Below are 21194 nucleotides of genomic sequence, written 5' to 3' on the forward strand. Positions count from 1 at the left end.
AGCCAATACCTCGATAAAATCGGGTGTAGTTTGGCCTAAATCTGACAGTTAACATGAGGGTGACAAATGTAAATTCAAGGTCAAGAATCATAAAAACAGTGTTTTTTTCCTTAATTTTTAATATCCTTGCCCTCACTAAAAAATCAAAAAATCTAAACTAGAAAGATTTGAACTAGTCTTAGTAAGCGCTTTACTAAAATAACTCTCTGAAACTTAAAATTAAATGGCCATCATTAATGAGTAATATAGGTACTAAGTTTAATCTCGCGAACAGATTTACTTTTGATCCCAATACCAACTCCCTCACAGACAAAGAAAGCGAGAATGAGCTTATTCGTTTAGGGAGTAACGAAAGCCGTATCCTTCTTTTGCTATGTGAGCAGCCAAGTGAAATCGTGTCTCGCAACGAATTACATGACTTTGTGTGGCGTAAACAAGGCTTTGAAGTCGATGACTCAAGCCTGACACAAGCGATCTCTACACTGCGCAAACTACTAAAAGATTCGACTAAGTCACCAATGTTCGTCAAGACGGTGCCAAAGCGTGGTTACCAGCTTATTTGTACTGTCGAACGCACAACGCCACTAATGAGTGGTGATAATGAAGTGGAAGAACCCACTCCAGCTGTAATCGATGAGCTAGAGGTTGAACTTCAGCCATCTACTGAGCCTGTAGCAGAAGTGCCAGCCAAAGCTGTGGAACCTCAGCCGCAAGCCGCTGCGCCAGCGACTGAATCAAATGCATCTTCAGGCTTGATGGCTAAGGTGTTGATTGCGCTTGCAGTACTACTACCACTTTGCGTGGTCTTATTTACCAATCCTTCTGAGTCCAAGTTCCGCCAACTGGCTGTATTTGACAACATTCCAGTAAAAACGCCACTTAACCACCCTGATTTAAGCAGATGGTATCCATCTATCGAGCAGTGTGTGATTAAGTACAATGAGACTCATGTGGGTGAATTTGCTCCTGTTGAGGTCATTGCAACCGGTGGCCAGAACAATCAGTTAGTACTTAACTATATCCATGCATTGGATAACTCAGGCGAGAACGTGACTCTGCGAATCTTCGCTGAACAAAAAGATCTAAGTAAAGTTTGCCAATAGGAAACATTAAGATGAATCAGAAAATTGCAGCAGGCCTACTTATTGTTTCAGCACTGTTTAGCGGTTGGCTATATTGGGGCAGCGATCTTAAAGTTGAACAAGTTCTGACTTCTAATGAGTGGCAGTCAGAGATGGTCACTGTCATAGCAGACTCTATTCAAGAGGAGTCTGTAGGGCCGTTACGTAAAGTAAACGTTGTTTCTAACGTTAAGTATCTGCCAAATAATACTTATATTCGTGTAGCAACCGTTCGCCTCTACGGTAACGATGCTGACAATGAAAGCATTATTAATATCTCCGAAACAGGTAGCTGGGATATCAGCGATAACTACCTGCTAGTATCACCGACTGAGTTTAAAGATGTCTCTTCAGCACAAAGCAAAGACTTTACTGCAGAGCAGCTTGATCTCATTACTCAGTTGTTCAAAATGGATGCTCAGCAAAGTCGCCGTATCGATATAGTCAATACTAAAACCCTGCTCCTGACTAGCTTAAGTCACGGTTCTACGGTGCTTTTTACTAACTAATTTCGATAAAGGGGCATGATGCCCCTTTTTATTAAGTATCACATGGATTGGATAAACACTTTCGGCCTATTTATTGGCTCTCTAATTGCCAATACCCTCGCATCACTGTCTGGTGGTGGTGCTGGCTTACTTCAGTTCCCACTACTGATCTTCTTTGGTCTGCCTTTTTCTATCGCCCTTGCAACCCATAAAATCGCTAGCGTTGCCTTAGGGGTCGGGGCAGCCTACACCCACATAAAACAAAAAAACTTTAGTTATCAAGTTGCCTTATATCTGGTGCTTGTAGGCAGTATCGGTGTGATTATTGGTGCGAATATCGTTCTACTCATTCCCGATCAAATTGCTGAAACATTGCTCGGTCTGATGATACTGGCACTCGGTATATATTCACGATTCAAACCGCAGCTTGGCCAACAAGATCTGATGCTTAATCGTCATTATAAGGGCTGGGCTATTGGTGGAGTTGGCTTAATGTTAATTGGCGTGATTAACGGCTCTTTGACCGCCGGCTCAGGTTTGCTCGTGACTCTGTTTCTTGTGCGTTGGTTTGGCTATAGCTATAAACAGGCCGTCGCCTTGACCATGTTATGTGTTGGTTTGTTCTGGAATGGTATAGGTGGCATTGCGATGGTTCAGGCTGGAGCACCTGTATACTGGCCATGGTTGCCTGCTCTGGTGTTGGGTTCATTTTTAGGCGGCGGACTTGGGGCTTACATGACAACACGGGTCAACAATCAGGTCATCAAAGTGTGCTTTGAGATTCTCACATTTGCCGTCGGCATCAAATTAATAATCTAGAAGGAAGAGCCATGCACAAGGCTAAAATTGATATCTATTACTGCCGCCAGTGTAACTGGATGCTACGTTCGACCTGGCTGAGTCAGGAACTACTGCACACCTTTAGCGAAGAGATATCTTCAGTGTCACTTCACCCTGATACAGGAGGAAGATTTGAAATACACTGCAATGGGGAGATGATCTGGGAACGTAAACGAGATGGCGGTTTTCCCGAAGCCAAAGTACTCAAGCAGCGCGTCAGGGATCTGATCGACCCTGAGCGCGACCTTGGTCACTCTGATAGTAAATAACCCTTGTATAGCTAAATTGTCGCCACTGCTAGATTAAGCGGACTGCGACTCTAGTTGAGTTTGCATCATGACTTGGTCATCAAAGCTCAACACTTTCAGCTCATCACCTTCGAGCATACCGTAGCTTGCTGCGTGTCCCTCACGAGGGAACGTCGCTGAACCAGGGTTAAAGATGTATTGTTCACCGTCCAACTCAGCCACTGGAATATGGCTATGGCCGTGGACAATCACATCACCAACTCGAAGTGGTGGACGCTTATTCGCGTTATAAAGATGACCATGAGTAATAAACAGACGCTGACCACTCTCTAACATCACCCAGGCGTAATCCATCATCATAGGGAATGAAAGCAGCATCTGATCCACTTCGCTATCACAGTTTCCGCGCACAGCAATAATTCGCTCTGCATATTGGTTTAAACGCTCACTCACCGCCTGAGGGTTATACCCTTGTGGCACCGGATTGCGTGGACCGTGATTTAACGTGTCCCCTAGCAAAACGAGTGTGTGTGCACCAGAGCGTTCAAAGGCTTGTAAAACTTGTTCAGTTGCAGGCAGAGAACCATGCAGGTCAGAGGCAAAAAAGAGTTTCACGACATCATCTCCTCAAAAAATACCCTGCAGATTCTACTCTCTCATACCGGGTTAGTCATCTTTGACCATACCGTTAATAACGATGTTGTTGTAGCTCACCATGCCGATCACTTTACCCTGCTCAATAACGGGTGCCCTACTAATACCAAATCGTTCAAACAGGCGTGCGCAATATTTGACATTCATGTTTGGGTCTACTGATAAAGCTGGCTTGGTCATGATTTCATAGATATTGGTGCGTTCTGGAGAACGATTCTGAGCGAGCACCTTCTTGGCAATGTCATTCATTAACACCACACCATACTCGTCATCATCATTGCGCTTATCGACAACCAGAGCTTTAACTTCATGACTGCGTGCCATTTGAATGCCCTCTTTGACCGTGGTTAAGCCATCAATAATCACGTAGTTGCTTGTCATTACATCCCGCACACGGACTTTCACATGCTCTGTCATATCTCATCCTCCACAACTTTTGTTAGTTTCTCGACCTGATGGGCGACACCCACCGCATCTTCAATATCGATCTGAATCGCAATCCCCTGTCCGGACTCCTGGTCAAACTCCCCCACCTCATTGATCGTTTCTAAGATATGTCGTGACAGGTGTTCCTCGACAACAAAAAGTAGTACGTCTTTTTGTACATCCAGAGTCAGACCAAAAAAGGTTCTTTTCTGATTGAGCCCTTCACCACGAGCATTGTTAATCACGGTGGCTCCGGTAGCACCAGCGTTTCTCGCTGCGTCTAGAACAACATCTGTTTTACTGTCTTCGACAAATGCTATAAGTAATTTAAAGCGCATTTTCCTTTTCCTCCTTCTCAGCGCCTTTGTTAAGCCACTGAGTGATTTGTGCATATCCCATTACTGAGATCATGGGAAATAAACTCGCAAAGGCGATCAATCCGAACCCATCTATCATTGGGCTTCGTCCCGGTACCGTTGAGGCTAACCCCAAGCCTAACGCGGCAACTAAAGGAACCGTCACCGTTGATGTTGTTACCCCGCCCGAATCATAAGCCAATGGAATAATCAGTTTTGGCGCATAGAAGGTCTGTATAACCACCACCACATAACCGACAATGATGTAATAGTGGATAGGGTCACCAACCACAATGCGGTAACTACCTAAAGAGATGCCAAATGCCACGCCTAACGCCACTGCAACTCGCAAGCCGTTGACGCTAATACTGCCAGCAGAGACTTGATTGGCTTTAATTGCTACTGCGATCAACGAAGGTTCAGCAATGGTGGTACTAAAGCCAATAAAGAAGGCAAACAGGTAAACCCAGTAATAGTCGATCCACTCTATGCGTTCACCAATGGAAACTCGAAACTCAGCAATAAAGTCTGGTGCTGTTAGCTGCGTTGCCATTGTTTCACCAAGTGGAAATAGAGCCAGATCAAGCCCAATCAGGAAAAGAGACAGGCCAAGAATGACGTAAAAAAAGCCGAGAATGACCTTAGGTAAGTTGTTTACCGGTCTTCTTAACACCGCAAACTGGAAGCCAAAGATAATTGTCGCGATCGGCAGAACGTCACTAATAGTGCCGATAAACACATCGATAAAGTGAGACCATTCAATCATGCGACCACCATTCCATAGACCATGACGAACATCATTGGCAACAGTGAAGCAAATGCGATCAAACCGAACCCATCGATCATCGGATTTCGCCCTTTAATAGCTGATGCGAGCCCGACACCTAATGCGGTAACGAGTGGTACAGTAATCGTTGAGGTTGTCACACCACCGGAATCATACGCGACACCAATAATACTTTGCGGGGCAAACATAGTGAGTACGACCACACCAATATAACCACCGATAATCATGTACTGAATTGGCCAGCCTTTGAGGATTCGCAGCACACCGAGCAAGATGGCAATTCCGACCGAAAGAGCAACCGTATATCGCAATCCGTTCGCATAGTCTTCCATCGCCTGCTCTTGGTAGGCGATCATCCCTCCTTCTGCGGCCACTTCTGCAGCTTCGTCAGCCACTGCAGTCAAGGCTGGCTCTGCTACTGTGGTTCCAAATCCCAGGCAGAAAGCAAAGGTTAGCAGCCAAAACACACTACCTTTGCGTGCAAATGCTTGTGCCATTGTCTCGCCGATTGGAAATAACCCCATCTCTAAGCCGAAGATAAAAAAGGTTAAACCAAACACCACCAGCACTAAGCCAAACAAAATTGAGACTAAATTGGGTAATGGTTCCTGCAATACCACTAGTTGAAAGAACGCGATCACCACCACTATGGGCATCAAATCTCTCAAGCTTCCTAATAGCGCTTTCGCTAACGCTGTCACTGCCTGCACATAACCTCCTGTTATAGTCCCTGCAATATCCTTACTTATTAGCATGACAAACAAAAAACGTTTCGAATGTGATTACTGCAACGTAGAAGAGGAGAAACGTAACAAAATGTTAAATTTGTGATATTGGCACAAGTGATCACTTTTCACGCTAAGTCGCTATAATTAGTAACAATAGTTGACTATGGTTAAACCTCATCGAGGTTAACGTTAATCATGATAAGGACAGGAAATGAAAGTACTGCTCACTGGTGGAACAGGTTTTATCGGCCGTGAACTGCTTAAACACTTAACCACCCATGAGATCGTACTGCTCACTCGCGAACCAAGAGTGGCGAGAGAGCGGCTCAGCCATACAGATATGGGGAACGTTACCTACGTTTCTGACTTAGATGGTTTTCAACATCTCAATGATTTTGATGCGGTAATCAACCTTGCCGGCGAACCTATTGCCGACAAACGCTGGAGCAAAAAACAGAAACAGACTATTTGTGATAGTCGCTGGGCGTTAACAGAGCGTTTGGTCGAACTGATTCACGCCAGTACCAACCCTCCTGAGGTATTTATAAGCGGCTCTGCGGTTGGCTATTATGGCGATCAACAAGAACATCCATTCGACGAAACCCTCCATGTCACAGACCTCGGTTTTCCTCATCATGTCTGCAGTAAATGGGAGCAGATTGCTAACCGTGCTCGCTCAGAGATGACACGCGTATGTATCTTGCGCACTGGCGTAGTATTGGCACCGCAAGGCGGAGCTTTACTCAAGATGTTACCTCCATACCGCTTAGGCCTTGGTGGCCCACTTGGACATGGTCGTCAATATGTACCCTGGATACATATGTTGGATATGGTCAGAGGTATCGTCTATTTACTCGAAACACCTCATGCACACGGCGAGTTTAATTTATGTGCCCCTCATCCGGTGACAAATAAGCTGTTCAGTCAAACATTAGCCAAAACCTTAAGACGCCCTCACCTGCTACGTACGCCCAAATGGGTTATGTCTCTGGCGATGGGAGAAAGCTCAGTATTGCTATTCGATAGTATTCGTGCCAAACCAAAGAAACTCACTGAGCTAGGCTTCCATTTTAGCTATTCGCGAATTGAGCCTGCGTTAAAAAATCTATTACAACACCATGAGTAATCCAGTACCCTAGAGGAAATTATTGCTAACTTTCTGACTTCACATGCAAAAGACCATCTTAATTACAGGCTGCTCGACAGGTATTGGATATACATGTGCCCATGCATTACATAAACGTGGTTATAAGGTTATCGCCTCATGTCGTAAGCAAGCGGATGTTGAAAAGCTGCAAGCAGAAGGACTAACAGCGATACTACTCGACCTCAGTGACAGTCAAAGTATCAGCCAAGGTGTAGAGAAAGCACTCCAGTTAACAGGTGGCAAACTGGATGCGCTGTTCAATAACGGGGCTTACGGCCAACCAGGAGCGCTAGAAGATCTACCAACCGACGGTTTACGTGAACAGTTCGAAACCAATTTCTTCGGTTGGCATCAGTTAGTGTGCGAGATTCTGCCTGTAATGCGCCAGCAGGGTTATGGTCGCATAGTACAGAACAGCTCGGTGTTAGGCTTTGCTGCGATGAAGTATCGCGGTGCCTATAACGCGTCAAAGTTTGCTATTGAGGGGTGGAGCGATACACTTCGATTAGAGCTTTCTCCAACCGATATCCATATCAGCCTTATCGAGCCTGGTCCTATAGAAACTCAGTTTCGCGCCAATGCATTAAAAGCCTTTCAACGTTGGATCGCCATCGAAGGCAGCGCCCATCAAGAACAGTATCAACAGCAAATGTCGCGACTCAACAGCCAAAGCTCAAATAACGCCTTTGTTCTGCCAGCGGAGTCTTGTATTAAACCGCTAATCCATGCGTTAGAGTCTGATAAACCTAAGATTCGCTATCGTATTACCACTCCAACTAAAGTTTTCGCTGTCTTGAAGCGTCTACTGCCAACCCGATTACTTGATAAGATCCTGTGGCATGCCGCATAACATCATCTTATCAGCTGTCATTATTTCGTAACATTGAGGCTCTATATTAAAGCTTGGGGAAACCCTTGGACAGAAATTGCATTGCTACATTCGGAATAACTCAATGTCTTTAATACAGTTAAACTGGCTGAGTGTGGGAGTGGCGCTAACATTGTTTATCGTTTTATAAACACCTTCGCTTGCCCGTTTGGGAATACAAAACACCGCCTTATTTCGGCGGTGCTTTTGTATTTATCGCCGGATAATTCAACTCGTTACCTTGAACTCCCCCTTTGACGCCCATATCTTTGTTATACAGTCTATGTAGCAAGGAAACTTTACATGCAATCTCCATTTATTGTTGAGCTCAACGAGCAAAACTTCCGTCAAGTACTCGAAGGCTCAATGCAAACACCTGTGCTCATTCATTTCTGGGCTCCTATGAGTCAAGAGAGCTCACAGGTGATTCCTGATCTGCAAATGCTCGCTCAACAGTATAACGGTGCGTTTACTCTTGCTCTTCTTAACTGTGAACAGGAGCAGATGATCGCGAGTCAGTTTGGCGTACAAGCCTTGCCAACCATAGCCCTGTTTGTTAACGGTCAGCCAGTAGATGGGCTGGGTGGTCCACAGCCTATCGCGGCGATTCAGGAAATGTTGACCAAGCATCTGCCAAGTCAGGACGAGCTTAACCTCAAGCAGGCTCTGGAATTAATTCAGGCTGGCGAGCATAGCCAGGCTCTGCCACTTTTGGAGTCGTTAGATCCAGCAATTCAAGAAAAAGGCGACGTGAAGCTTGCGCTAGCAGACTGCTATCTTGAAGCGCAAAACTTCGACCAAGGGAGAGCGCTACTCGAACGTATTCCTCTCGAGTATCAGGACAGTTATTACAAAGGCTTGATTGCTAAACTTGACCTCCACGCGCAGGCAGCAAACAGTCCTGAGATTCAACACTTAGAGCAAGCGCTTCAGGAAAACCCGAGTGACGCTAAACTGACTAATGAACTGGCGCTGAGCTATCATCAGGTAAACCGTGATGAAGAAGCTCTTGAGTTACTTTGGGGCTTATTAAAGAGTGACCTCAACACTCTCGATGGTGAGCTTAAGAAATCATTTATGGATATTCTTGCGGCTTTGGGCCAGGGAAATGCAATGGCCAGTAAGTACCGTCGCCAACTTTACTCAATGCTTTACTAGCGCCTTCCAAATCAAAAACTTAAAGCCGGTTATACCGGCTTTTATTTTGTCAAAAATCGCCTTAAGTTCTCACTTGTGCCATTGTTTCAGTAGTCTAAATAAGCAACAATTACTCAACGACTCTCATAAGGAACTTTAATATGGCTATTGATTCATTGATTACTATCGGCGTGTTTCTCATTGTCGCCGTGGCCTTGTTGATCGCTGGGGTAAAAACCGTCCCTCAAGGTAATAACTGGACCGTTGAGCGCTTCGGTCGCTATACCCATACCCTTAAACCGGGCCTCAACCTGATCATCCCATTTATTGACGGTATCGGTCATAAAATCAATATGATGGAACGTGTACTAGACATCCCTGCGCAGGAAGTTATCTCGAAAGACAATGCCAACGTGACTATTGACGCGGTCTGTTTCGTGCAGGTTATTGATGCCGCGCAAGCAGCCTATGAAGTAAACGACCTTGAACACGCGATTCGTAACTTAACCCTGACCAACATTCGTACCGTACTTGGGTCAATGGAATTAGACGAGATGCTCAGTCAACGCGATATGATCAATACTAAGCTACTCGCAATTGTTGACGAAGCAACTAACCCATGGGGTGTGAAAGTCACTCGTATTGAAATAAAAGATGTTCAGCCACCAGCAGATCTAACGGCGGCAATGAACGCCCAAATGAAAGCCGAGCGTAACAAGCGCGCAGAAGTCCTAGAAGCTGAAGGTGTTCGACAGGCCGAGATCCTACGTGCCGAAGGTCACAAGCAGTCAGAAATCCTTAAGGCTGAAGGTGATAAACAAGCCGCTATACTTCAGGCAGAAGCGCGTGAACGTGCTGCAGAGGCAGAGGCTCGTGCGACGACTATGGTTTCAGAAGCGATTGCTAAGGGTGATATGCAGGCAGTGAATTACTTCATTGCTCAAGGCTATACCGAGGCAATTAAAACTATTGGCCAGGCAGAGAATGGTAAAATTATTATGTTGCCGCTAGAAGCATCCGGGTTAATGGGCTCTGTTGCCGGAATTGCCGAGATGTTTAAGCAAGATAAACCGGCAGCTAAGTAGAGGTTATTTTGTTGGAATTACTCGAAAGCGTAAATTATTGGCATTGGCTGGCGTTGGGTCTTGCTCTTCTAGCATGTGAATTGCTCGGAACGGCAGGTTACTTACTGTGGCTAGGCTTATCCGCTATGGTTGTTGGTGCTCTATTAACCGTAATACCAATGAGCTGGCAGCTACAGTTGGTTTCATTCGGTGTCTTCTCTTTAGTCACCACTTGGCTATGGTGGCGACGTCAGTTGAAATCAGATACCGCTGACGACGCACAGCGCCAACTTAATCAAAAGCACAAACAGCTGGTCGGACAGACCTTCGTGCTGGATGAAGATTTCCCTGCAGGCAAAGGGCGTGTTAAGTTCGGAGATACCACTTGGACGGCTCAATCAGATAGTGCTATTGAAGCAGGGACACTAGTTGAAATCACCCAACTCAGCGGTATTGTGCTAACTATTTGCAAAAAAAATTAGCCGCATTTATGGCTCTCTAACTTCAATCGAGAGCCATTTTACTCATTTTTCTTTCCTATTAAACCAAACACTTTAAATATCAGTAGCTTATTAATTATCCTTAGAAATTAAACCAAGTAAATTGGAGCTATGCCTCGGAATTTAATTCCATGTTAATTGTAGTGATAAATTACAAACTTATTTATTTCAGTGTCTTATTAATTATAAGAGCGCAATAAGTTTGCTTTATTTATCTACACAAAATTTCGATTAGCTCGAATTTCTTTGATCTTTATGTGTCCTTATACATACTAAATATATCTCTACTTCGTGAGATGACTCGCATTTATAGGAGATTGTTATGAGAGTATTAGCTATTGTTGTTTTTGTTTTTTCACCTTTTTATGCACTTTCCGAAGCACCTGAAATCGGTGCTGGTGTTTCAGGCCCTTACATTGAATGCCAGCTTCCAAGCGGTGAAATGGAATATACACCGGTCTTAGTTTGTAAGAACAAAGGTGGTAAAGAGAGCTAAAAAATAAAGGAGGGCTCCCCTCCTTTATTTTAATTACTATGACAAAAGCAACAATTCAAATAACAATAAATAGATCGTGCGTCTAGTTCGTAATATAATTATATCTTCACATTTCTAGTTATGGACTGACAATGAAACTTAATAAATTATTAGCTCTAAGCTGCGGTTTAATTGCCCCACTATCTTTTGCAGATGTAAACATTGACATTCCACGAGACGTGCAAATTTTAGTCGTCAACGGTGAGGATGCTGGCTATTCAAGCTTCGGCTTTGATTACAAAGAGAACTTACATTTAAACGATGGTATTAACCAAGTCGTATTTAGAATCTCCAAAGTCGTTAATGAAAGTGGCAATAAATCCACTAAATTCAAATCTAAACCTTTAGTTGCAACTATTGAAAGTGCTGACAGTCACCTAAAGTTAGAAGTACCTAACTTAAAAACTCTTCAGTCTGGTTACGATTTCGATAGTAATCCAAGCTTTAACGTAAGTACGATTGATGGTGAAGTAGAATATTTTAAACAAGGCCAACTCAGAACTCTCGCAACCTTTGGTTCTGATTTTGTTCAAGCGACTGAGAACTTTAATAAGAGTAGTGAACCAGCGAGCTTAGCTCATTTGGTATCTGCTTCAACCAATCCAAACAAAGTAACTGCACCAACTCCAGAGAAAAAGGTTAAAGCGACAGCTCAAGCCAATACTGATTTGAAATCTCTATTTTTAAATAAATCCTATCAAGAAAAACAAGAGTTTCTATCTTGGGCAATTAAAAACATGTAGTTAACATTGATGAATAATAAAAGCTGCCAATTGGCAGCTTTTATTTTATCTATGGTAAGCATAAGGACAACTGAAAATATTCGTCACGCAATTTCCAATTAAATCTTCCGCCTTGTAACTATATACAAAAAAGGCTAGCCGAATCGGCTAGCCAAAAGAAAAGTATGTAGATTTACACGACTATATTAGAAGTAGTATTCCATACCTACACGCCAGCCTAGGTCAGACTCTGTACCAGCTGTAGTTTCGTCTTCTTGGTGAACTAAACGTAGGTACACAACTGCCGCAGGATCAATTGAGTACATTGCCTGACCAGTAATTGCAGTCGTATTCTTAGTTGCTTTAACACCATCAGTCTCAACATCAGAGTTAGCTGCGTAGTTAAGGTTGAATGTCCAGTGTTCAACACCAGTGTAGTAAGCACCTAGTTTGATCGCATCTTGAGACTTCTTGTTGTAACCAGGAGTTACAGTCGTGTTGTCATTTGTAGGATCAGCTTGGATTTCTGCATTCAGGTACGCCATGTGGAAACCCATGTTATCGAAATCTAAGTTAACACCCGCGATATATGCGTTTGATTCACCGTGAATATTATCTGCTAGTGGACGGTCGTTGTTGTGCTCGTAAGCCGCTTTGAACGTTGCAACACCTGCAGTGAATTGCGCAGAACCACTGTATACGTTAGAACCTTCAATCTCTTCCTCACCACGACCAACAGCTAGGTCAAAGCTAAAGCCACCTAGGTTAGCTGAATCATAACGAATCATGTTTGGTTGACGATCGTAGTTTACGTTACCAGTGTTACCAGTTGTAAAACCAGCACCTGAAGATTGACCAGTGTAACCATCGATAACTTCGAAAAGTGGAGTCAAAACGCGACCGAAGTATAGTTTGCCACCTTGGTCAAAATCGAAACCGCCGTATGTATCACGTACACCTAGACCGCTGCCTGAACCGTCATCGCCTACGTTGCCACCTTCAAGTTGCCAAATGATTTTTGGGCCACGCTCAAATTGAGCAGCACCACGTACACCGATACGTGATTCATTATCCATCACGATTGGCTTATCTGCGCCAGCTGTATTATTTGCATTTTGAGCGATTGAGATTGCGATTTGGCCGTACAGGTCAACAGTTTCTGTTGCTGGCTTTGCTAGTGCAGAACCTGAGAATGCTACAGATGCCACTGCAGCACCTAGAAGAGTACGTTTAAACATTTTGTCCATGGAAAAACTCCTAAAAATGGATATAGCTGTCTTATTGTTTTTCTCACCTTAAGTTGGCCGCCGAAGGGAGAAATCATTTCCTATGTCGAGAGCTGCAAGTTAATCATTAATTGTTCGCTCTCTATTTCCTGCATACACACTGTGTATCCATGCACTCAGACTAACTTCGCGACGAAAAACATCAACCAGAACTTAATTTCCATATAAAAAAATATGACCAGCTACAAAGTTTTCTCAAAGCAGTGATCTAGATCGCCAAACACAAACAAAAACCTTAATTCAAATATATAAAAAGTTAAGAATCAAATACTTAAATATAAAAACATCAAAAATCAATTTGAACTCACTCGCAAAAACTTTTCCATAATTGATAGATCTCTAGTTAATTGATCCACTTCACAGAAGAACATCAGATAAAATGACATGAAAATTGAGCCATTAATTACAGACAAAAAAAAAGCCACCTTATTGGTGGCTTTTAGTTGTTTAATCTTACTTACATTAGGGCAATCAAGTCTTCTTCAGTACGAATTTCTATTCCCAAATCTTGTGCTTTAGCTAACTTAGAGCCTGCATTTTCACCAGCAAATAAGATATCCGTTTTCTTCGAAACGCTGCCTGTAACTTTTGCACCGAGCCCTTCTAGTGCAGCCTTAGCGTCACTGCGGGTAAGCTGAGATAAAGAGCCAGTCAATACCACCACTTTGCCCGCCAATGGTTGAGGAGCATCTTGGTCTTTCTCTTCAATATCTGGCCAATGAACACCTTGAACACGCAGGTCATCAATGACCATCTGGTTTTTATCCTGCGCAAAAAATGCCGTGATATGGCTCGCAACGATCGCACCAATATCTTGTACTTCAATCAAGTCATCATGACTGGCTGCCTGCACAGCTTCCAATGTTTTAAAGTGCTTAGCCAGGTTTGCCGCTGTCGCCTCTCCCACTTCACGGATACCTAGTGAGTAAAGGAAACGTGGCAGCGTTGTCTCTTTCGCTTTAACTAACGCATCTACAACATTCTGCGCTGATTTTGGCCCCATACGATCCAGTACGGTTATCACGCCAGCCGAGAGCTTGAACAGATCCGCAGGTGTTTCAACCATTTCACGATCAACAAGTTGCTCAATAACTTTCTCACCTAAGCCGTCCACATCCAGTGCTTTTCTGGACACGAAATGCTTAAGCGCTTCTTTACGCTGAGCCTGACATACTAAACCGCCACTACAGCGAGCCACGGCTTCACCTTCCACCCTTTCAACAGCAGAATTACACACAGGGCAATTTGTCGGGAACACAATCTCGCGTGCATTTTCCGGACGGCGATCCGAAACGATAGACACAATCTGTGGGATAACATCGCCCGCTCTGCGGATCACAACACAATCGCCAACCATGACACCCAGACGTTCAATTTCATCGGCATTGTGTAACGTCGCGTTGCTTACCGTTACTCCTCCTACAAATACTGGTTCAAGTTTTGCTACCGGCGTAATCGCTCCGGTGCGACCAACCTGAAACTCGACATCGTTAAGAGTGGTAATCTCTTCTTGAGCCGGGAACTTATAAGCAATAGCCCAACGCGGCGCACGTGCAACAAATCCCAGCTGTTCTTGTGCTGCGATGCTATCAACTTTAATGACTACCCCATCGATCTCATAGGGAAGCGCATCACGGCGAGTTAAAATGTCCTGGTAGTATGCTTTGACTTCTTCAAGGTTTGCCACGAGACGCGTTTCCGGACACATTGGCAGTCCCCAGCCTTTTAGCTGAAGAAAACGTTCATAATGGCTTTCTGACAGCGTTGCTCCCTCAACCACACCTACACTGTAGGCATAAAAGCTCAAAGGACGCTTAGCGGTAATACGAGAGTCTAGCTGACGTAAGCTGCCGGCAGCTGCATTTCGTGGATTAACAAAAACCTTTTCGCCCTTCTTTAGCGCCTGCTCGTTTAGCTTATCGAAGCCCTCTTTAGGCATAAATACTTCACCGCGGACTTCCAGACGCTCTGGCCAGCCTTCGCCCTGAAGTTTTAAAGGGATTGCCTTAATAGTACGTACATTCTCAGTGATGTTTTCACCAGTAGCACCATCACCTCGTGTCGCGGCCTGAACGAATACACCATTGACGTAAAGAAGGCTTACCGCAAGGCCATCAAGCTTAGGCTCACAACAGAAAACGTCTAATTTAGTGCCCGACAAGCGATCTGACATACGCTTATGGAATGCATCTAACTCACTATCATCAAAGGCGTTATCGAGCGATAACATTGGGATTTCATGACGAACAGAATCAAACCCATCTAATGGAGCACCACCGACACGCTGGCTAGGAGAATCAAGGCTAACCAACTCTGGATGTTGTGCTTCTATTTCCATCAGCTCTCGCATTAAGCGATCGTACTCAGCATCAGGGATTTCTGGGCTATCCTCGACGTAATACTTCACACCGTGATAGTGCAGGCTTTCACGTAACTGGTTTAGTTTTTCTTGAATCTGTTGCGACATAACTAACTCTGAGTTGTAAATAGTTTGAATCACAGACCACATTGATATGCAGTTCGGCGGTTGTTAGCCATGAAGTATGACTATGCCATGGCAAGTTATCAACTTACTAAGGTTGCGATTGAAAATAACAAAGGCTCCCATCAGGAGCCTTTTTGGATTTAGACCGCGACTGAATCGCTAAGCCGTAGCAGCGGCTTTAAACTTCTGGATTTGCGCTTTATAGGCGTCGATACGATTTGGTGTAATTAGGTTTCTCGCATCATCGAGAACATTTGCGCCCAAGTCGTCAGCAATCAGTTGAGCGGTTTTCAGCATCAGCTTGAAGTTAGGGTCCGGATCGCCATAACAAGGCAGAGTCATAAAGAAGGAAATGCCTTTGGTTGAAAACTCTGCCGGGTCATCATGCTGTAGTGTTCCTGGCTGCATCATGTTAGCAACGCTGAACAGTACCTTACCGGTTCCAGACAGATCCGCATGACGGTGGAAGATATCCATCTCACCATAGATCAGGCCATTTTGCTGCATACTTTCGAACAGCTTGGTTCCTATGAATGGCTCATCACCAGAGCAATGAACATTAAGAACAATGACCTCTAACGGTGCTTCTTCAACTGGCTCTTCTTGCTGAGCCTCTACTGGCTCAAGGGCTGGTTCATTTTCAGCTGCGATTTCAATTGCCGTTTCAGCAATGGGTTCAACCTCATCGAGAGCCTTAGTTGAAATAGATGGCACATCTAATTCAAGCTCATCTTCTTTCTCAACTTTCTCTACAGGGCGCTCGACGGCAGTTTGTTCTGGCTCTTGATAGCTATCGATCAATGGATCTGCAATCACTTCATCCTGTGCGACAAAGCCAGGTTCTTTACGCTCTTTCTTGATGATTTCAAAATCGTCTTCTGGAGCAAAGGCACGTTCAGGTACTACGTCCGACTCTTCATTCTCGACATCCAACTTACCAAGTGGCTTGCTACCGAACTTGGCTTTCCCTTCTTTTTTACTTGTCCACAATCCATGGAACAGAAGAGCGGCAATCGCTAATGCTCCAACAATTATGAGTACAAATCGCAGTTCCTGCATGTTTAGCTCTCATTTGTTCAACAATGCAATGCGACAACATTGCTTAGATTGAATCTGTTTAAACCTATATCTAAGTTACTCTACCAAAACTCAGACCCGTTTTAGAACAACTTAATGTTAGAACTTCTTATAATGTTGTGATTTTGAACACGCTTTTTTCTTGATAAGATACAAGGCGTTCATTTTTAAACCACTATAAATCACTATGAATACAAATATTCGACAGCGCTCTGGGTTTGGTTACTTCTTCCATGGCTTAGAACTGGCATTAACTCCTGGTATTCGCCAGTTTGTTATTTTACCGCTTTTAGCTAACGTCCTTTTGGTTGGCGGTGCGCTATTTTATCTCTTCTCACACCTGGATGTGTGGATCGATTACTGGTTAGGTCAGCTGCCAGAATTCCTGTCTTGGTTAAGCTATCTATTATGGCCGCTATTGGTATTAACCATACTGGCGACCTTTTCATACTTTTTTAGTACCTTAGCTAACTTTGTTGCCGCGCCATTTAACGGCCTTTTGGCAGAAAAAGTCGAAGTTTACCTCACGGGACAGAAAATAAATGACGATGGCATGCTGGCCGTAGTTAAAGATACACCACGTATCTTAGCCCGTGAATGGCGTAAACTGGTTTACGTACTTCCTAAAGCCATTGGTCTGTTCTTGTTACTGCTCATTCCGGCGCTGGGCCAGACTGTAGGACCCGTTCTTTGGTTTATCTTCACCGCCTGGATCCTGGCTATTCAGTATTGTGACTATCCGTTTGATAACCATAAAGTGCCGTTTAATGAGATGCGTTACAATTTGAAACAAAAACAAGGTAAGGCGTATAGCTTCGGCGCGCTTGTTTCTGTGTTTACTACAATTCCTATCTTAAACCTTATTGTTATGCCTGTTGCCGTATGCGGTGCAACGTCGATGTGGGTGGCGGAGTTTAAGAAGTAGAGGCGAGAGGCGAGAGGCGAGAGGCGAGAGGCGAGAGGCGAGAGGCGAGAGGCGAGAATATTATCTCTGCGCAGGGACAAGTTATGTCAATGTCTTTGCTCTAAAGGTTCTATCAACTTACTCCCCGCCCACACCTCTCGCAGGGCAGAGCCCGAGCTAAATTCTCGCAGGACGAAGTCCGGTCTCGGAGCGAAGCGTTCTTTAGGGCGAAGCCTGCTCCTTCCTCTCACCCTTTCATATCATATAACTATTTAATCCTTTTCTCATTTTTCAAGCTAGCCTAATCTCTACCCAATAAATTATTTCACTAAACTTGCATCTGTTTGGTCTATTTTATCAAGCAGAACTGAAACAAAGATGAAGGATCACACCATGAGCAAAATCTACGAAGACAACTCTCAAACTATTGGTAACACTCCTCTAGTTCGCTTAAACAAAGTGAGTAACGGCAAAGTACTCGCTAAGATTGAAGCGCGTAACCCAAGCTTCAGTGTTAAATGTCGTATCGGCGCGAACATGATTTGGGAAGCGGAAAAGGCTGGCACTCTAAAGCCTGGCGTAGAGCTTGTTGAACCGACAAGTGGTAACACTGGTGTCGCTCTTGCATTCGTTGCAGCGGCTCGTGGTTACAAACTAACTCTGACAATGCCTGAGTCGATGAGCTTAGAGCGTCGTAAACTTCTTAAAGCACTTGGTGCTAACCTTGAGTTAACTGAAGCAGCGAAAGGTATGAAAGGTGCGATTGCTAAAGCAGAAGAGATTGTTGCGAGCAACCCTGACAAGTTCCTACTTCTTCAGCAATTCAATAACCCTGCTAACCCACAAATCCACGAGAAAACAACCGGTCCTGAAATCTGGGAAGCAACTGATGGTGAAGTGGATGTGTTCGTAGCGGGTGTTGGTACTGGTGGTACTATCACAGGTACAAGCCGTTACATTAAGGGCGAAAAAGGCAAAAACATCGTATCTGTAGCGGTAGAGCCAGCTGAATCTCCAGTTATTGCTCAAGCGCTTGCGGGTGACGAAATCCAGCCAGCTCCACACAAAATCCAAGGCATCGGTGCAGGTTTCATCCCTGGTAACCTGGATTTAGAGCTTGTTGACCGCGTTGAAGCCGTAACTTCTGAAGAAGCGATTGCAATGGCTCGTCGTCTGATGGAAGAGGAAGGAATCCTAGCTGGTATCTCTTCTGGCGCAGCCGTTGTTGCAGCTAACCGCCTGGCGGAACTACCTGAATTTGCAGGAAAAACTATCGTAACCGTTCTACCTAGTTCAGGTGAACGTTACCTAAGTACAGCCCTGTTTGCTGGCATCTTTACGGAGAAAGAGAACCAACAGTAATATGTGGTTAAATCAATTTTTCGTCTAAAAAAGCCCCATTCAGGGGCTTTTTTGTTGATCCCTGCCTCACCTTTGGTAATATCAGGACTGTTTTATTTCTAGCATCAAAATAAAAGCTAGATAAGAATTTATCTCAATTGCGAAAGACAGCAAAGACTGAAAGCGCAATTGTTAAATTTACAACCAGTATCACTTCTGACACGAATTGAACGTTCTGCAACTAGCAGAATACTATAATTGGAGTTAAGCTGATTCTGGTTAAGAAACTATCAAAATATAAATCAATTGGGGTATATAACATGTACGAGAAGCAAGTAGAAATCACTGCAGAAAACGGTCTTCACACTCGTCCAGCTGCACAGTTCGTTAAAGAAGCTAAAGCATTCGACGCGGACATCACTGTGACTTCTAACGGCAAAAGCGCTAGCGCGAAGAGCCTTTTCAAGCTACAAACTCTTGGCCTAGTTAAAGGTACAGTAGTTTCTATCTCAGCTGAGGGCCCACAAGCTCAACAAGCTGTTGACCACCTAGTTGCTCTAATGGATCAACTACACTAATCCGGTCTCCTATTTTCAAAGCCATTTTGTCAACGCAAAATGGCTTTGTTGGAAATAGGCCAAAATATAAGCTACAACTATTCGTTAGCGCACTCATTATTCTCCCGTTTTAAAGTTGACCAATTTAAGGTAAGGCTATGATTTCAGGCATCCTAGCATCTCCTGGTATTGCTATCGGTAAAGCACTACTACTTCAAGAAGATGAAATTGTCCTAAACACAAACACTATTTCTGATGATCAAGTAGAAGCAGAAGTTGCGCGTTTCTTTGACGCACGTAACAAGTCATCTGCTCAACTAGAAACTATCAAGCAGAAAGCACTTGAAACCTTCGGTGAAGAGAAAGAAGCGATCTTTGAAGGTCACATCATGCTTCTTGAAGACGAAGAGCTAGAGGAAGAAATCCTAGCACTGATCAAAAATGACAAGATGCATGCTGATAACGCTATCTACACCGTTATCGAGGAGCAAGCATCGGCTCTAGAATCTCTAGACGACGAATACCTAAAAGAGCGTGCAACTGATATCCGCGATATCGGCTCACGTTTTGTTAAAAATGCACTAGGCATCAACATCGTTTCTCTAAGCGATATTGACCAAGAAGTTATCCTGGTTGCTTACGACCTGACTCCATCTGAAACAGCGCAGATTAACCTGGACTACGTTCTTGGTTTTGCTTGTGACATCGGTGGTCGTACTTCTCACACATCTATCATGGCTCGTTCTCTGGAACTTCCAGCTATCGTTGGTACTAACGACATCACTAAGCAAGTTAAGAACGGCGACATGCTGATTCTTGATGCGATGAACAACAAGATCGTTATCAACCCTTCTGATGCTGAGCTAGAAGAAGCAAAAGCTGTTAAAGCCGCTTTCATCGCTGAGAAAGAAGAACTTGCTAAACTGAAAGATCTACACGCTGAGACTCTAGACGGTCACCGCGTAGAAGTTTGCGGTAACATCGGTACTGTTAAAGACTGTGACGGCATTATCCGTAACGGTGGTGAAGGTGTTGGTCTGTACCGTACTGAATTCCTATTCATGGACCGTGATGCACTTCCAACTGAAGAAGAGCAATACCAAGCTTACAAAGAAGTTGCTGAAGCAATGAACGGTGAGTCAGTGATCATCCGTACTATGGATATCGGTGGCGATAAAGATCTACCATACATGGATCTTCCTCAAGAGATGAACCCGTTCTTAGGCTGGCGCGCAGTACGTATCAGCTTAGATCGTCGTGAAATCCTACGTGACCAGCTACGCGGTATCCTGCGTGCTTCTGCACACGGTAAGCTACGCATCATGTTCCCAATGATCATCTCGGTTGAAGAGATCCGTGAACTGAAGAAAGCAATCGAAGAGTACAAAGCTGAGCTACGTGCTGAAGGTCATGCATTCGACGAAGACATCGAAATCGGTGTTATGGTTGAAACTCCAGCAGCAGCTGCAATTGCACACCACCTAGCGAAAGAAGTTGCCTTCTTCTCTATCGGTACTAACGACCTGACTCAGTACACACTAGCAGTAGACCGTGGTAACGAGATGATTTCTCACCTTTACAACCCACTATCTCCAGCAGTACTAACAGTGATCAAGCAAGTTATCGACGCTTCTCACGCTGAAGGTAAATGGACTGGTATGTGTGGTGAGCTTGCAGGTGATGAGCGTGCAACACTACTTCTACTAGGTATGGGCCTAGATGAGTTCTCTATGAGCGGTATTTCTATTCCTAAAGTGAAGAAAGTTATCCGTAACTCTAACTTCGCAGAAGTGAAAGCGATGGCTGAAGAAGCACTTTCTCTACCAACAGCTGCTGAAATCGAAGCTGTTGTAGAAAAATTCATCGCAGAGAAAACTCAATAATCAACTAATTCCAATGAGATAGACGGTAAAAAAAGTCGTC

The 21194-nt window shown here is 44.2% G+C and carries 23 protein-coding genes; 15 read left to right on the top strand and 8 right to left on the bottom strand.

The window, feature by feature from the left end:
• Positions 1 to 236 precede the first annotated feature (236 nt).
• The 4 genes from RH46_RS21355 to RH46_RS21370 are packed head-to-tail and all read left to right on the top strand — an operon-like array spanning position 237 to position 2718.
• Entirely contained in the window at positions 237 to 1103 is an 867-nt protein-coding gene (locus tag RH46_RS21355; RefSeq protein ID WP_006881610.1) for a winged helix-turn-helix domain-containing protein, read from the top strand.
• An 11-nt stretch (positions 1104 to 1114) separates the two neighbouring features.
• A complete protein-coding gene (locus RH46_RS21360; RefSeq protein WP_006881611.1) occupies positions 1115 to 1630 on the top strand; it encodes a regulatory protein ToxS in 516 nt (171 codons plus the stop codon).
• A 42-nt stretch (positions 1631 to 1672) separates the two neighbouring features.
• Entirely contained in the window at positions 1673 to 2428 is a 756-nt protein-coding gene (locus RH46_RS21365) for a sulfite exporter TauE/SafE family protein (protein ID WP_006881612.1), read from the top strand.
• 11 nt (positions 2429 to 2439) lie between these two features.
• On the top strand, positions 2440 to 2718 hold the full coding sequence (locus RH46_RS21370; RefSeq protein ID WP_006881613.1) for an Rdx family protein: 279 nt from the start codon (positions 2440 to 2442) through the stop codon (positions 2716 to 2718).
• A gap of 33 nt (positions 2719 to 2751) precedes the next feature.
• On the opposite strand, the gene yfcE is transcribed toward RH46_RS21370, so the two are convergent.
• The 5 genes from yfcE to RH46_RS21395 are packed head-to-tail and all read right to left on the bottom strand — an operon-like array spanning position 2752 to position 5630.
• Positions 2752 to 3312 carry a phosphodiesterase gene (gene yfcE, locus RH46_RS21375; RefSeq protein WP_006881614.1) on the bottom strand — a complete coding sequence of 187 codons (561 nt, stop codon included), beginning with the start codon at positions 3310 to 3312 and terminating at the stop codon, positions 2752 to 2754.
• A gap of 51 nt (positions 3313 to 3363) precedes the next feature.
• On the bottom strand, positions 3364 to 3768 hold the full coding sequence (locus RH46_RS21380; RefSeq protein ID WP_006881615.1) for a CBS domain-containing protein: 405 nt from the start codon (positions 3766 to 3768) through the stop codon (positions 3364 to 3366).
• Complete coding sequence (locus tag RH46_RS21385) at positions 3765 to 4115, bottom strand: P-II family nitrogen regulator (protein WP_006881616.1); 351 nt, start codon at positions 4113 to 4115, stop codon at positions 3765 to 3767. The genes RH46_RS21380 and RH46_RS21385 overlap by 4 nt, the downstream gene beginning before the upstream one ends.
• Complete coding sequence (locus RH46_RS21390; protein ID WP_006881617.1) at positions 4105 to 4899, bottom strand: DUF1538 domain-containing protein; 795 nt, start codon at positions 4897 to 4899, stop codon at positions 4105 to 4107. Before RH46_RS21390 ends, RH46_RS21385 begins: the two co-directional genes overlap by 11 nt.
• Entirely contained in the window at positions 4896 to 5630 is a 735-nt protein-coding gene (locus RH46_RS21395; RefSeq protein ID WP_006881618.1) for a DUF1538 domain-containing protein, read from the bottom strand. Before RH46_RS21395 ends, RH46_RS21390 begins: the two co-directional genes overlap by 4 nt.
• A gap of 229 nt (positions 5631 to 5859) precedes the next feature.
• On the opposite strand from RH46_RS21395, the gene RH46_RS21400 reads away from it, so the two are divergent.
• The 7 genes from RH46_RS21400 to RH46_RS21425 all read left to right on the top strand — a co-directional run bounded on the left by RH46_RS21400 (position 5860) and on the right by RH46_RS21425 (position 11642).
• A complete protein-coding gene (locus tag RH46_RS21400; protein ID WP_006881619.1) occupies positions 5860 to 6774 on the top strand; it encodes a TIGR01777 family oxidoreductase in 915 nt (304 codons plus the stop codon).
• A gap of 43 nt (positions 6775 to 6817) precedes the next feature.
• Positions 6818 to 7645: an SDR family oxidoreductase gene (locus RH46_RS21405; RefSeq protein ID WP_006881620.1), complete on the top strand. Its 828-nt coding sequence runs from the start codon at positions 6818 to 6820 to the stop codon at positions 7643 to 7645.
• 321 nt (positions 7646 to 7966) lie between these two features.
• Entirely contained in the window at positions 7967 to 8821 is an 855-nt protein-coding gene (locus RH46_RS21410) for a thioredoxin family protein (RefSeq protein ID WP_006881621.1), read from the top strand.
• 140 nt (positions 8822 to 8961) lie between these two features.
• Positions 8962 to 9885 (top strand): SPFH domain-containing protein, encoded by a 924-nt coding sequence (locus RH46_RS21415; protein ID WP_006881622.1) that lies wholly within the window; start codon positions 8962 to 8964, stop codon positions 9883 to 9885.
• An 8-nt stretch (positions 9886 to 9893) separates the two neighbouring features.
• Positions 9894 to 10346 (top strand): NfeD family protein, encoded by a 453-nt coding sequence (locus RH46_RS21420; RefSeq protein WP_040896451.1) that lies wholly within the window; start codon positions 9894 to 9896, stop codon positions 10344 to 10346.
• A gap of 340 nt (positions 10347 to 10686) precedes the next feature.
• Positions 10687 to 10860, top strand: coding sequence for a hypothetical protein (locus RH46_RS22290; protein ID WP_006881624.1), 174 nt, complete (start codon positions 10687 to 10689; stop codon positions 10858 to 10860).
• 131 nt (positions 10861 to 10991) lie between these two features.
• Entirely contained in the window at positions 10992 to 11642 is a 651-nt protein-coding gene (locus RH46_RS21425; protein WP_006881625.1) for a YccT family protein, read from the top strand.
• A 185-nt stretch (positions 11643 to 11827) separates the two neighbouring features.
• Here the strand turns inward: RH46_RS21425 and RH46_RS21430 are convergent, their stop codons facing one another.
• The 3 genes from RH46_RS21430 to zipA all read right to left on the bottom strand — a co-directional run bounded on the left by RH46_RS21430 (position 11828) and on the right by zipA (position 16451).
• Positions 11828 to 12868 carry a porin gene (locus RH46_RS21430; protein ID WP_006881626.1) on the bottom strand — a complete coding sequence of 347 codons (1041 nt, stop codon included), beginning with the start codon at positions 12866 to 12868 and terminating at the stop codon, positions 11828 to 11830.
• Between the two features lie 496 nt (positions 12869 to 13364).
• Positions 13365 to 15374 carry an NAD-dependent DNA ligase LigA gene (ligA, locus tag RH46_RS21435; protein WP_006881627.1) on the bottom strand — a complete coding sequence of 670 codons (2010 nt, stop codon included), beginning with the start codon at positions 15372 to 15374 and terminating at the stop codon, positions 13365 to 13367.
• A gap of 177 nt (positions 15375 to 15551) precedes the next feature.
• On the bottom strand, positions 15552 to 16451 hold the full coding sequence (zipA, locus tag RH46_RS21440) for a cell division protein ZipA (protein WP_006881628.1): 900 nt from the start codon (positions 16449 to 16451) through the stop codon (positions 15552 to 15554).
• Between the two features lie 205 nt (positions 16452 to 16656).
• On the opposite strand from zipA, the gene cysZ reads away from it, so the two are divergent.
• The 4 genes from cysZ to ptsI all read left to right on the top strand — a co-directional run bounded on the left by cysZ (position 16657) and on the right by ptsI (position 21154).
• Positions 16657 to 17394, top strand: a complete 738-nt coding sequence (gene cysZ, locus RH46_RS21445) for a sulfate transporter CysZ (RefSeq protein ID WP_006881629.1) — start codon at positions 16657 to 16659, stop codon at positions 17392 to 17394.
• 372 nt (positions 17395 to 17766) lie between these two features.
• A complete protein-coding gene (cysK, locus tag RH46_RS21450; RefSeq protein WP_006881630.1) occupies positions 17767 to 18735 on the top strand; it encodes a cysteine synthase A in 969 nt (322 codons plus the stop codon).
• Between the two features lie 299 nt (positions 18736 to 19034).
• The gene (locus RH46_RS21455) at positions 19035 to 19292 is read left to right on the top strand and encodes an HPr family phosphocarrier protein (RefSeq protein WP_004415108.1); all 258 of its coding nucleotides are present in this window, start codon (positions 19035 to 19037) and stop codon (positions 19290 to 19292) included.
• A 137-nt stretch (positions 19293 to 19429) separates the two neighbouring features.
• Positions 19430 to 21154, top strand: coding sequence for a phosphoenolpyruvate-protein phosphotransferase PtsI (gene ptsI, locus RH46_RS21460; RefSeq protein ID WP_006881631.1), 1725 nt, complete (start codon positions 19430 to 19432; stop codon positions 21152 to 21154).
• Positions 21155 to 21194: the final 40 nt, after the last annotated feature.

The sequence above is a fragment of the Vibrio brasiliensis LMG 20546 genome, from assembly GCF_000189255.1.
GTDB classification, from domain to species: domain Bacteria; phylum Pseudomonadota; class Gammaproteobacteria; order Enterobacterales; family Vibrionaceae; genus Vibrio; species Vibrio brasiliensis.